This is a genomic window from Martelella alba, assembly GCF_006516955.1.
In the GTDB taxonomy this organism is placed as follows: Bacteria; Pseudomonadota; Alphaproteobacteria; order Rhizobiales; family Rhizobiaceae; genus Martelella; species Martelella alba.
Genome location: NZ_VHLG01000008.1, coordinates 15,867 through 27,582, shown reverse-complemented (window position 1 = coordinate 27,582; position 11,716 = coordinate 15,867). Strand labels below are relative to the sequence as shown.

General features: G+C 59.3%; 16 protein-coding genes and 1 tRNA gene. 12 read left to right on the top strand and 5 right to left on the bottom strand.

Features of this window, described 5'->3' with window-relative positions; translation table 11 throughout:
- Positions 1 to 79 precede the first annotated feature (79 nt).
- The 4 genes from pxpB to FJU08_RS12850 all read left to right on the top strand — a co-directional run bounded on the left by pxpB (position 80) and on the right by FJU08_RS12850 (position 2,401).
- On the top strand, positions 80 to 793 hold the full coding sequence (pxpB, locus tag FJU08_RS12865) for a 5-oxoprolinase subunit PxpB (protein ID WP_141149424.1): 714 nt from the start codon (positions 80 to 82) through the stop codon (positions 791 to 793).
- Complete coding sequence (locus FJU08_RS12860; protein ID WP_141149423.1) at positions 790 to 1,734, top strand: 5-oxoprolinase subunit C family protein; 945 nt, start codon at positions 790 to 792, stop codon at positions 1,732 to 1,734. Before pxpB ends, FJU08_RS12860 begins: the two co-directional genes overlap by 4 nt.
- A 154-nt stretch (positions 1,735 to 1,888) precedes the next feature.
- On the top strand, positions 1,889 to 2,194 hold the full coding sequence (locus tag FJU08_RS12855) for an ETC complex I subunit (protein ID WP_141149422.1): 306 nt from the start codon (positions 1,889 to 1,891) through the stop codon (positions 2,192 to 2,194).
- A 130-nt stretch (positions 2,195 to 2,324) separates the two neighbouring features.
- Positions 2,325 to 2,401: transfer RNA gene (locus FJU08_RS12850), tRNA-Arg, on the top strand.
- Between the two features lie 61 nt (positions 2,402 to 2,462).
- Here the strand turns inward: FJU08_RS12850 and FJU08_RS12845 are convergent.
- From FJU08_RS12845 to FJU08_RS12830, 5 genes are all read right to left on the bottom strand, one after another.
- Positions 2,463 to 3,542 (bottom strand): tyrosine-type recombinase/integrase, encoded by a 1,080-nt coding sequence (locus FJU08_RS12845; RefSeq protein ID WP_141149421.1) that lies wholly within the window; start codon positions 3,540 to 3,542, stop codon positions 2,463 to 2,465.
- Positions 3,530 to 3,763, bottom strand: coding sequence for a hypothetical protein (locus FJU08_RS12840; RefSeq protein WP_141149420.1), 234 nt, complete (start codon positions 3,761 to 3,763; stop codon positions 3,530 to 3,532). Before FJU08_RS12840 ends, FJU08_RS12845 begins: the two co-directional genes overlap by 13 nt.
- Positions 3,764 to 3,776: 13 nt before the next feature.
- The gene (locus FJU08_RS22775; protein ID WP_181409842.1) at positions 3,777 to 3,917 is read right to left on the bottom strand and encodes a hypothetical protein; all 141 of its coding nucleotides are present in this window, start codon (positions 3,915 to 3,917) and stop codon (positions 3,777 to 3,779) included.
- Between the two features lie 387 nt (positions 3,918 to 4,304).
- The gene (locus FJU08_RS12835) at positions 4,305 to 4,826 is read right to left on the bottom strand and encodes a GNAT family N-acetyltransferase (RefSeq protein ID WP_141149419.1); all 522 of its coding nucleotides are present in this window, start codon (positions 4,824 to 4,826) and stop codon (positions 4,305 to 4,307) included.
- 241 nt (positions 4,827 to 5,067) lie between these two features.
- Positions 5,068 to 5,802, bottom strand: coding sequence for a S24 family peptidase (locus tag FJU08_RS12830; protein WP_141149418.1), 735 nt, complete (start codon positions 5,800 to 5,802; stop codon positions 5,068 to 5,070).
- A 463-nt stretch (positions 5,803 to 6,265) separates the two neighbouring features.
- Between FJU08_RS12830 and FJU08_RS12825 the strand changes: the two genes are divergently transcribed.
- From FJU08_RS12825 to FJU08_RS12790, 8 genes are all read left to right on the top strand, one after another.
- Positions 6,266 to 6,763: a hypothetical protein gene (locus tag FJU08_RS12825; protein WP_141149417.1), complete on the top strand. Its 498-nt coding sequence runs from the start codon at positions 6,266 to 6,268 to the stop codon at positions 6,761 to 6,763.
- Complete coding sequence (locus FJU08_RS22770; protein ID WP_181409841.1) at positions 6,760 to 7,347, top strand: hypothetical protein; 588 nt, start codon at positions 6,760 to 6,762, stop codon at positions 7,345 to 7,347. Before FJU08_RS12825 ends, FJU08_RS22770 begins: the two co-directional genes overlap by 4 nt.
- Positions 7,344 to 7,628: a hypothetical protein gene (locus FJU08_RS12815; RefSeq protein WP_141149416.1), complete on the top strand. Its 285-nt coding sequence runs from the start codon at positions 7,344 to 7,346 to the stop codon at positions 7,626 to 7,628. Before FJU08_RS22770 ends, FJU08_RS12815 begins: the two co-directional genes overlap by 4 nt.
- A complete protein-coding gene (locus FJU08_RS12810; protein ID WP_141149415.1) occupies positions 7,625 to 8,515 on the top strand; it encodes a hypothetical protein in 891 nt (296 codons plus the stop codon). Before FJU08_RS12815 ends, FJU08_RS12810 begins: the two co-directional genes overlap by 4 nt.
- Complete coding sequence (locus FJU08_RS12805) at positions 8,457 to 8,954, top strand: hypothetical protein (RefSeq protein WP_141149414.1); 498 nt, start codon at positions 8,457 to 8,459, stop codon at positions 8,952 to 8,954. Before FJU08_RS12810 ends, FJU08_RS12805 begins: the two co-directional genes overlap by 59 nt.
- Positions 8,944 to 9,678, top strand: coding sequence for a hypothetical protein (locus FJU08_RS12800; RefSeq protein ID WP_141149413.1), 735 nt, complete (start codon positions 8,944 to 8,946; stop codon positions 9,676 to 9,678). The genes FJU08_RS12805 and FJU08_RS12800 overlap by 11 nt, the downstream gene beginning before the upstream one ends.
- Positions 9,675 to 10,310, top strand: coding sequence for a transcription termination/antitermination protein NusG (gene nusG, locus FJU08_RS12795; protein WP_141149412.1), 636 nt, complete (start codon positions 9,675 to 9,677; stop codon positions 10,308 to 10,310). The genes FJU08_RS12800 and nusG overlap by 4 nt, the downstream gene beginning before the upstream one ends.
- A gap of 634 nt (positions 10,311 to 10,944) precedes the next feature.
- The gene (locus FJU08_RS12790) at positions 10,945 to 11,688 is read left to right on the top strand and encodes a hypothetical protein (protein WP_141149411.1); all 744 of its coding nucleotides are present in this window, start codon (positions 10,945 to 10,947) and stop codon (positions 11,686 to 11,688) included.
- The last annotated feature ends 28 nt before the right edge of the window (positions 11,689 to 11,716 follow it).

The window sequence follows — 11,716 nt, the reverse complement described above, 5'->3', positions numbered from 1 at the left end:
GCTGGATTGGCTTTGCGTTACGCGCCAATATGCGTATCGGGCCGCACTACACTTTGCGGCAGGAACAGGGGGCGCGTTCATGCTGCGCATATTGCCGGCGGGTGACCAGGCATTGAGTGTCGAATTTGGCGATCAGGTAAGCGAGGCGGTGAGCCGGCGCGTGATTGCCTTTTCCTGCCAGCTTGAAGCGGATCCGATGCCTGGCATTGTCGAGGTAGTTCCGACCTATCGTTCGCTTCTGGTGATGTATGATCCGGCGGTGCGGCGGGGTGCTGAACTGGCAAATGATCTGCGTGCGCGTCTTTCATCCGTCAAGGCAACGGCTGCCGCCACACGTCGCTTTAGCGTTCCCGTTTGTTATGAAGGGGAGGCGGCGCTTGATGTCGCCTGGCTGGCCGAGATGAAGAAACTGGATCCCGAAGCGCTGATTGCTCTGCATGGCGGTGCCGAATATCGCGTTTACATGATTGGTTTCATGCCGGGTTTTGCCTATCTTGGTGGCTTGCCCGAGGCGCTTTTCACGCCGCGTCTCGATGTGCCGCGTCCGCTGGTTGCTGCCGGTTCCGTCGGGGTGGGCGGACAGCAGGCCTGTATCACGTCCTTTGCCGGGCCGAGTGGCTGGCGCTATCTCGGGCGAACGCCTGTTCGTCTGTTTGATATTCGCCGTCGTGAAGCAAGCCTTCTGGCGCCGGGGGATCGCGTCACATTCAATCGCATCGGCCCGGATGAGGCTGACGCGCTTGACCGCCGCGCCGCCGCAGGTGAGGCACTTGTGGAGCCCTGTTACGCATGAACGGCCTCACTGTCATCACGGCCGGACTGTTGTCCACGGTCCAGGCGAAAGCGAGACTTGGCCATATGCGTCAGGGCATATCACCCGCCGGTCCGATGGATCCGGACGCTTTTGCCATTGCCCAGGCGCTGGTTGGAAACGATCATGCGGCGGCCGGGCTTGAATTTGCCCAGTCTGGCGGGCGCTACCGGGCGGAAGAGCCGTTACGCTTTGCCGTCACCGGCGGCGCCGTTGATATCCGCATTGATGCGCGTCCGGTTGCTGCCTGGGAAAGCCATATGCTGATGCCGGGAGAAACGCTAACGGTCGGTTATCTAAGGGATGCGATCTGGGGCTACGTCGCCTTTTCTGGCGGGATTGATGTGCCTGAGGTGCTTGGCTCGCGGGCGACCCATCTGCGCAGTGCCATTGGTGGTTTTGCGGGCAGGGCGCTTCGTGACGGCGACCAGATGCCGCTTGGCGTTACGAATGAGGCGCCGTGTCTTTGTCTGGGACTGCCTGTTCTCCGGTTTTCGGGGCCGGTTCGGGTGATTGCCGGTCCGCAGGATGATTATTTTGATGATGATGCATGGGCCTTGTTTCTTGGCAGCGACTTTACCGTCTCGAACAGCCGGGACCGGATGGCGAGCCGTCTTGACGGCCCCCTGCTTCACGCCTTTCGCGGCCATGACATCATTTCCGATGCGACGCCGCTTGGCTCGATTCAGGTGCCAGGCTCTGGCCGTCCCTATGTGCTGACGGCGGAGCGACAGACGACGGGCGGCTATCCCAAGATCGCAACGGTGGCGTCCGCGGACCTGCCGCGACTGGCACAATTGCCGTCTTCAAAGCCGTTCCGCTTTTCACGCATATCGCAGGCGCTTGCCGAGGAGGCTCTGCTTGCTGCGCGTTGGCACCTTGCAGACGTTCTAGCAACGCTTGTGGAGAAACCGTCTGGCTGAAGGCGATGAAGGGCGGGGCAGCGCGAAGGCGGCATGTTCAAGATTGCCGGGAAGGGCTTTTGGGTTGCCGATCGGCAAAAATCGCGGCATAAGCAGATATGCGCCGGTGACCGGTGCCGAGACAGAATTTTTACATTTCGGGAGCAGATGCGCGATGCCGGCAAAGATTTACCGTCCTGCCAGAACGGCGATGCAGCAAGGACAGGCAAAGACCCATGAATGGGTCCTCGAGTTTGAGCAGGCTGCGCCGCGCAAGATTGATCCCGTTTTCGGTTACACCTCTTCGACGGATACACTTCAACAGGTGAAGCTGAGATTCGAAACACAGGAAGAAGCCGAGGATTATGCCCGTCGCCACGGGATTGCCTATCGGGTCATGCAGCCAAAGGAGACGACACGCAAGGCGGTCTCCTATTCGGACAATTTCCGTTCCGACCGGGCTCAGCCCTGGACGCACTGAAAGCAACCGCGATCTTTTGTGTGAAGGCCGCTTTGGCGTGCCGACAAATGGACGAAATGTTCGGGCAAAGCGCTTCGGTGTTGTATTTCTTGCCCGAATAAGGCATTGACGTCCCGTTTCTCATGGATACGGCCCCTTAGCTCAGCTGGATAGAGCACCGGCCTTCTAAGCCGACGGTCGCAGGTTCGAATCCTGCAGGGGTCGCCATTCTTTTCAATAACTTAGCCTATGGCCGATAGGCCAAACACAGGCCGGTTTACACATCGGTTTACGGTTTTCGTTTCCGCTGTGTTCTTTCCATCCTCGTAATCACCGCATCGCTGGCCTGCTGATCGTCTGCCAGATAGTGCTTTTCCAGCACCGAACTGACCTCGGAAATCGAGTGTCCCGATATGCTGGCGATCTGTTCGACGGTCGAGCCTTCACGGCGGCGGTCGGTGATGAAGGTGCCGCGCAGATCATGGAATGTGACGCCTTCAATGCCGAGATCGCGCATCTGCTTTCCCCATGACGTCTTGAAGCCATCCTTGGTCCACGGCCGGCCCCGGCTGTTGGTCAGGATATAGGCGGAACGTATCTTGCGGTTCTCGGCCTCGCTCTTGAGACGGTCGATCAGTTTCTTGAGTTCCTTGTGCACGCGGATCTTGACCCGCTTGCCCGTCTTTCCCTGCCTGATCAGCAGGTGCTGGCCGTCATATTGGGGCCAGGTCAGGGCCAGAATGTCGCCCTGGCGCTGTCCGGTATAGACCGCGACCTCGAGGGCGGCGACAATGTGGGGCTTTCCCCTGGAGCGCACGCGGGCGATGAAGTCGTCCGTCCAGACGAATTCGCGGCGCGACCCGCGATAAAGCCGATCGATGCCGGTGCAGGGGTTCTTTTCGACATATTCGTTCTTGATCGCGTAGGAAAACACCTTGGAGAGCGAGAACAGCAGCTTGTCGGCCTTGCGTGGGTGTTCGGCAAATGACCGGTGCCACGCGATGATATCGCGCTTCATGCCGCGCTGCTGCGTCAGCCTTGCCGGCAGGCGCGGCCATTTCTCACGAATCAGGCGAAAGGCATAAAGGTGATCGCGCTGGGTGCTTTCGGACAGAGCGAGGAAATCGGGATTGGGCTTGTCATTCGTTCCGGTGAAGACCTCGATCAGACCTTCAAGCGTCAGCACACCCTCGGTCTTTGCCGTCATCGTCAGGTAACGAAACTCGGCAATGAAGGCGTCCTTGTCCTTCTTTGGATCGGCCATGATCCGCGGACCACCGCGCCAGGCGTAGTGGTAGTAGACCACCTTGCCGCTGGCGAGCGTCTTTCTTACGCGGTGCACGCCCTTCAACTCCGTCACGACGCGCACTCACGATCCCTCCAGGCCCGATAATCATCGAAGCTGGAAAGGTTTTCAGGCTGGGAACGGTCGACAAGCTCATTCTGCTGGTTTTCCCCGTTATCCCCATTAATCACAACCGTGCCGTCCTGGCGGACGCTGACGGTCCTGATCTCGACGCCGGCGGACTTCACCGCCTTGATCACGCGCCGCACGGAATCTGCGGTAAACGGTATTACTCTGCGTGCCATTGAGGGGCGCCTTTCAAACGATGAACAGGTAGGCGAGCATGCCAACGGCGCCGAGGCCGAGGCAGAAGCCGGCGAGCAGGCCGGTCACCAAAGCCTCGCGCATATCGTCAGCGGTTCGCGTCGCGACGGCAAAAGTGCGGATCTGATGCTTCATGAGTTTCCCTTCCCGGATCAATCTCCCGCCGCAGGCTCATGCTTGGATCGTGAGTGCTGCGGCGGGTGCTGGGGTCAATCGGGCAACAGAGGGGCCGCCCGACAAATGGAAAGGTATTAAATGTACCAATCTGGGTCAAGCGGAAATGGTATAAAATATACCATTCTACTTTCGATCGGCGTCGGGGCTGTTCCAGTGGCAGGCGTCCCGAAGCGGTTTGATGGCGTCGCTAATGTCGAATTCCGCTCTCCCCGTATGGAGTGAGCTCCTTAGGGACCTCGAGATAATGCAACGGCAATTTGGTCTATTCGTCGCGACAGCGAACGCATTGAGCAAGCGTTTTCGATGAGGCGCTAAGGATCCTAGTGGGGAGGCCGTCCCAAAATTCTAGCGAGTGATGGTATAGAGATTTGTGGGCGCACCGTGGAGCATCACCTCGCATTCGAAGCTGAGCCCACACTTTTCCAGCACTTTCCTGGATGCCGGATTTGCGGAGCGCACCAGTCCGATAATGCGACGGGCTTTCAGTTCTTTGAACGCGAATGACAAGAGCTCGCGAACGAGCTCTGTTGCATATCCATTTCCCCAGCTTTGAGGGTCGAGGTGGTAGGACAGGTTCAGGCCATCGAACTCTTTCGAAACTGTGAGGCCGCCGAAGCCGATCAGGTTTCCGTTCGCGATAACTGCCCATCGCCCAAAGCCGTGTTCCTGCCAGTGCGCCATGTCTTTCTTCAGCCTGGCAGCGCATTCATCCGCACTATCGGGCTGAGGAGTTGGACGATGAGCAACCATCTCAGGCTTTGCAAATAACGCCGTTAGAAATGGAAGATCGCCCACGCCCGGAGGGCGCAGCTTTAGGCGTTCGGTGTGTCGGGCTACTGAGATTAAGGGATTGTGATGATTGATCATTAGCTGGCTCGGTAGGAGAGAATTGAGAGATGGAGGTTTCCAACCGGAAGCGCTCACCGGTATGATGCCTCATGGGGCATCATTCTGGAATAGACCGCTCACAACTATTACTTCTGCCGGAGGCGGTAGATGGTTTTGTGGGGCCGGATAACCCGGTCCGCTTCATCAAGGCTGTAGGCTTTTTTCGGAGGGCAGGTCAGAGCAATCGGGCCCTGCGGAAAAGTTCGATATTCCAGCTGCTCTAGTTGGAAAAGTCGAGCCAGGTTCGGTGAACCCGCCCAACGACGTTGACAGGGCCACGCGGGAATATCGTCTCGTGGTCCTTGTTGGTCGACTGCGGCTCCAGTCGATCCGGGTTAGTGCGGAATTTCTTGTAGGTCGCATCGCCGTCGTCCGTCATGACAACATACAGACCGCCGTCAACGACGTCTTTTTCCAGTCTGTTGACGAAGATGATCGATCCTGGTGGCGAATAGAGGTCCATCGAGTCCCCCTCGACCTTCAGGGCGATCCAGTCGCCGTTAGGGAGGTTACACCGAGGAAAAAGAGTCTGGCTTTCCGGCTCGGAGTGACCATTGGGTTCAGAGAGTTTGCCAGCGCTGATGAACGATACCAGCGGGATCATCTCTTCCTTGTCGGACGGAGTGGGACTTCCTTCGCCAAGATAGAGCCAGTGAAACGAGACCTTGAAGGCGCGGGCATATTTTCGACCGTCGGTCACGGTGAAGCCGTTACGTCCTGATTCATGGGCCTTGTAGTTGTTCTCATTCCAGCCAAATTGAGCGGCTGCCGAAGTGACGCCGCCAAAGCCGGCCATGCGCCGAGCCTCCTTGAGGCGCTCAGCCCTTGCTTCCCTCTCAATTTGCTCTTGGCGACTTTTCATGGTGCAAATTGTACCGATATCGAAAGGTATAAATAATACCTTTTCGCTTGACGTTGAATTGGTATTAATTGTACCTGTTTCGGCATGGGACATGTTGAAATCATAAATGGATGGCCGTCTCTCTCGGAGTTCGCACGCGACATTGGCGTGCGATATGAGGCGGCAAAGGCAATGCGTCGTCGTGGCTCCATTCCTGCGGCCTATTGGGTTCGGTTGGTCGATGCCGCCAAGGGGCGTGGGATTGAAGGGGTGTCATTCGAGCGGCTTGCCGAGCTTGTCGCGTTGGTGCCTGAGGCGCGCCGATGATTTCCACCAGATGCACTGTTTCCCCTCGCTCACCGGTCTTTTCCTCCCGGATCGGTTTGAGCCAGCGCCGGGCGGGAGCGTGGTTTTTGGGCTCTTGCCACGCTTCTGCCCGGCGCATTTCGATTTTTCTTTCGGCCTTGCTGCTGATCGCTTTTTCACACCGTGGCTCAGACCTCACCGGTTTAGCGCGGTGTTTTCGCGTGCGCAGTGAATGCCTCCCCAGAACCGATTCACAAGACAGGAGAATTTGATGCAGCGGCTTCTTGGTGCGCGGGCATGTGACGGGCTGCGTGAGACGACGCGGCGTTCGGTGGTGCAGGGCGGCGGGCCTGAGCGCTTCCAGTATGTCACGCGGGTCAATCAGGGGCAGCTGTCCAAATACTGGACCTTTGACCCGGATCGCCGCAGCCAGCTTTTCATGCCGATCGACATAGCAATCGAGGCGGACATGGAAGCGGGCGCGCCGATCATCGTCGGGGAAATGGCCCGGCAGCTTGGCTACCGGCTGGTGCGTGACGAGGATCTTGCAGGGCCGTCCGGCGAGCTTGGTCATGAGGATCTGCTCGCCTTTGAAGAGGCTGCTCATCATGTGATCCAGACCGTGCTGCGATCCGTTGCCGACGGTCATGTCGACCGCGGCGAGGGCGCCGACATTCTGGAAAAGGTGGCGCTGTTGCTGCGCTATGCCGGGATCTTGCAGCAAAAGGCGGAAAGTGCGCGCCGTGGCGCTGGGACGGGCGAGGAATGAGCAAGCCTTGCCGGATCTCTTATGGCGCCGGGTTTTATGCCTGCAGCACCTGCAAGGCCAGCGATTACCCCGGCGACCGGCCCTTTGCCTGTGCAGAGCCTGATTTCAGCCTGCCGCCGAGCCCTTCTAGCAATCACAAAACCGATCTCAAGAGGACAGACCGCATGGCCAAGAAGGCAGCAACAGCAACTGTTTCGACACCCATGGTGAAGGCGGACCCGCCGCCGGTGATGAAACGCGATGACCGGCGGATCATCGCGGCCAAGCTGGACGATGTCTATTCCACGGACGCCTATGTCGAGCCGTGGACGGACGCGGCGGTTGCCAAGGACCTCGGGGTCCCGCGCGCCTGGGTGAGCGAGGTGCGCGAAGCCTTCTTTGGCCCGGAAGGTGGCAATCCGCTCGTGGTGAAGATTCGAGAGGGGATGGAAGCTTCCGAGGTAAGGGGTGCGAAGTTGCGTTCGGAACTCTCTCACCATTTCGAGCAGGGCAGGATGTTGCGCAACGCCTTGCTCGATCATCAGGCGAAGATGGACGAGTTACGTGCGCTTCATAATCAGTTTTTGCGTGAGGTGAAGCGGTGAGCGGGCCTCGTATCATTCGAATTGTCTGCCCGCATTGTCAGGGCAGGGGCTATTTCGCCGATGGCGTCCGCTGCACGGTTTGCGCTGGCAGCGAGCGGATCAGCGCCGACGATGCACGCGCCTTTGCCATTGATCAGCGCCGCGCTGCCGATGCCAACGGGCCGGGCGAACTGTCCTGGCCGCAGAAGCGCAAATGCGCGGCCGTCGCGGAACAGGTGTTCGAGACATTGCGCGAACTGCCGCCATGGCGCCGGCACTATGCGAGGGAGCAAGTACGGTGAACAGCGACGTCGCCACATTGATTGCGGATATGGTGCGGGCAGGGGTTGATGCCGATCTGATCGGCCGGACGGCGGAAGCGCTGGCCGGTCGTGTGATGGTTGACGCCCCGGCTGCATTCGAGGACGAGGCGCGTTCGGCGGGGGCAATCCGTCAAGAGCGTTACCGTGCCCGCAAGACGGCGGCGAAGCAGCGTAACAGGGCGTCACAAAGCGTAACGCGTGACGTAACGCGTTACGCTTTGCAGGATGGCGAGAACAGGTGGCAGAACGGCAAAGAGCCCGAATTTACGGGGCTTTTCGCAAATGGCGGTAATGACGACAGGCGTAACGCGGCGTCACAAGGCGTAACGGGTGACGTAACGCGTTACGCCGAGGGGCAAAAAGAGAAAGCCCCCCACACCCCCCTAGAGAAAAATTCTCCCCTCAAAGAAAAGACCCCTAAAGGGGTCCAAAAGAAAGTTCCCCTCATCGCCGGAAACGAGGCTTCCGAGGCGAGACGCAGGGCAGGCGATATCGCAGGGCTCAGTGCCGAGTTCGATGATCAGTTCTGGCCAGCCTATCCGCAGAAGGTGGCCAAGCCCGCAGCGCTCAAGGCCTTCATGAGAGCCCGGACCCGTGCCGATCTCGAGACGATCCTTGCAGGGCTCAACCGTTATGTCGCCAAGCGCGATGACCGGCCGTGGTGCAATCCGGCGACCTGGCTCAATCAGGACCGGTGGAACGATGCGCCGGTCAGCGCACCGCAGCCGATGCCGCGATCACCACCGGCTTTCCGGGAGAACCTGCAGGAACGGCAACAACGAATTTCCAGAACCATGAGAGGCGAAGATGACGACGGAACTGGTGGCAAAATCATCGACATTGGTCGCAGAGATTACCGCGCTTGAAGACAGGCTGACCCCGGCGACACCGGAACAGGCCGGCGAGATCGTCGGCAGCCTAATCGATCTCGGCTTCATCGCGCCAAGCTCGATCAAACCGGGGCTGGAACTGAAGGCCTACCGGATCGCGCTGAACGCGGCGCCGCTTGAAGCCCTGAAGCATGTGGCGAACGGCCTGATGCAGGGACAGTTTCCCGAATTCCGCTCGTTCCTGCCGCGCCCGGCAGAGCTTGCCGTGCTGGTTGCCGATGCCGCAAAGGCGGATCGCTGGGCACGGGCGAAAGCAAAACGGGATCTCGAGGCGGCGCAGGAACGGGAATCGCTGCAGCTGGAACTGACCGAGGCGGAGAAGGAACGCCGGAAGGAAATGGCAGCGAAGGCGCGCAAGCTGATTGCCCAGATCACGGCCGGGCGCTCGCTGGAGGAACCTGCCCATGCGCGGTGATGCTGAAAACCGGAAGGCGCTGCGCAAGGCCTTCATGCGGTTCTACAAGCTCTGGCCTGCCTGCGGCGATGATTCCTATGAGCGGGCGTTTGCCGAATGGCAGGCGCTTGCCGAGGAAGACCGACAGGCCGCAGCAAGCCAGCTTGAGGCCTATCTGGCCTTTGAGGCGATCAATGGCAGGCAGGTGAAACATGCCGCCTCGACCTATCTGAAGGAAAAGCGCTGGTCCGTGGTGCCGGAACGCGTCGCCTCCACCAATGGCCCGACGATCGGCTCGACCTTTGGCCGTTCATGGATGGCGGAACGCTTCGCTCGTCTTGCCGCACCATGCCGACGCCTGCCACCGCTCTCGGCCTTCTATCAGCGCCAGATCGCGGCAGGGCTTTATGACGGGGCCGCGGTGAAGCTGGAGCGCATGCGCAAGATGGGCTGGCCTGCAGTCAACGACATGCATGCGCAGGCCATTCGTGAGCCTGCCAAGGGCGTTCGGGTGAGCCGGGCGATCGCCATGCTCGGCGATGGCTTCGAGGCTGTGCGGGTTGATGGCGAGATCTGGCAGGTATGGCAGGCAGAGCACGATAAGCGCGGCTGGCCATGGCTGCCGGATACGGGGCGGCAGGACTGGGTGTACTTTCCGCCGCTTCAGGGTGGAGCGCCAAGCGTGGCGCTTGAGGCATTCTTCGAACGGCTCGAACGGGCAAGGGCAAGTGAGGCGGTGGCATGATGGTGCGGCAGGATATCGACGGGCAGATCATTCGGGATGCGCGCCTGAAGCTCGAGGAGCGGCTGAAGGCGATCAGCATCCGCCAGCGTCCGGCATTGCGCGAACCGGTGGCCGATGATGCACCGTGGTTCGTTGCCGAGGTGCAGCAGGGGCACGAATGCACGGTGGAAAAAGATCTGATCGCAGCCGGTGTGCAGACGGCGCTGCCGATGCGAAAAGGACCAGCCCGCAAGCGTCGTGGACGGATCATTCCTGCAAGCGACATGCCGCTGATGGGCGGCTATCTGCTGGTCAGATTTGCCGTCTCGAATGAGGCGCTGAACGCCTTCTACGGCTTCGATCACGTGTCGGGTCTTCTTGGCGGATGGGATAAACCGTTCACGATAACGCACTGGAAGGTAACGGAAATCCTTCGACGCTCACAGACGGGCGATTATGACTGGCAGCGTCAGGCGGCAAGCCGGTTCCAGCCGGGGGAATCTGTTCGGATCGGCGATGGTGTCTTTGCCGGGCTGTCGGGAGAGATCGTGAATGCCCGCTCAGACGGTCGTGGGGACGCTGTGGTGGAGGTTGAGCTGATGGGACGAAAAACGCCGATGCTGATCCCCCTTGCAATCCTCGAGAAACTGTGAATCTATATGCGCTAACGGATGATCCGGTTCTCAGTGGAGCTTGCTCTCACGCCCGGACCCAGCCCTGAAACGGCCGAACAGAGGCCGAACCACTTCAGGGCCAGTGCGTGAGCTATGCCTCCCTTTCAGACGATGACGATTGAACACTCCTCGTCCTCAAAATGGGTGATTGCGAGTTCACTCGTAGTCTTCCCGAAACAACTAAATGTAATTACATGTAAGTTTGTATCGCTTTAGTTGTTGCTTGCATTGGTTGTCTTCGCTATATTCACACTACCTTTTTGAGCCTGGGATAGAGGTCCCCAAATTCGCCGTCGCCCCCATGACGGCGAATGGGTGTGTGTGCTCTGAAGGCCCCTGAGAGATGCGACCATACCCCCAAGGTCGCCTCTCATTTTAGGTTTTGTAGTTTAGGCCGATGCCTTAAATATTGATTTACTAAAATACAAACTGAGGGGCAACGGCAGCTTGTCTTTGGGTAGGTCGTGGCGTACCCATGGGTTCGATTTCAGTATTCATTTGACGACCTTGGCGCAGAGACCTGATGTTGTGCCATGGTTTTACGAAATCTTACGGCGCACCCTGATTTTTAGGACGGCGCCCGTCTGGCGTTTGCCAGACGGGCTATTCGCTTATGTTTTCAGCCCACATCGACATCGACCTTTCCCGCTTCGAGGCGAAGATGACCTCGGTGCAACGCGAGCTTATGCCGAAGGCGGAAGTGCTTGCGTTGAACTGGCTGGCCTATGACGCCATGCGCGAGGTGAAGACCCGGATGAAGACGGTGTTTGACCGGCCGACGCCTTACGCGGTGCGCGGCATCGTCTACGACAATGCGACGCTTTCGAACCGGAACTCCGCTGTTGTCGCGACGGGTGACCGTACGAAAGGCGGGCTTCCGGCCACGGCCTTCCTCGGCCCGGAAATTCAGGGCGGCATGCGCGGGCACAAGGCGTTTGAACAACAGCTGATCGGGCGCGGACTGATGCGGCGCAATGAGGTTGCCGTGCCAGCAAGGCAGACGCCGCTCGACCGATACGGCAACATGACGCAAGGCTTTTTGAACCGCGTCATGCGTGATCTGAAGATCGACTATCGTGGTTCGGGCACCACGCGTGTGTCGAAAGACAGCAAGCGGCGGAAGCGCAAGGCCAGGGCCTATCAGTTCTTCGTGCCTGAGGGGCGGTCTGATCTGGCGCGGGGCATCTGGTTCTCAGGCCGTGCGCCGGATCGCAGCTTCTATCCGGTCATCCTGTTTGTCACGGCCACGGCCTACACCGAACGGCTGAAGCTTGCCGAGATCGTGGCCGAGGTTGTTCGCGCCAAAAAGGAGCGTACCTTTGAACGGGCGTTCCGCAAGACCTTCGCCAAGCACTGACGGCAGGGCTTCAGCCTCTCGGCAAAAT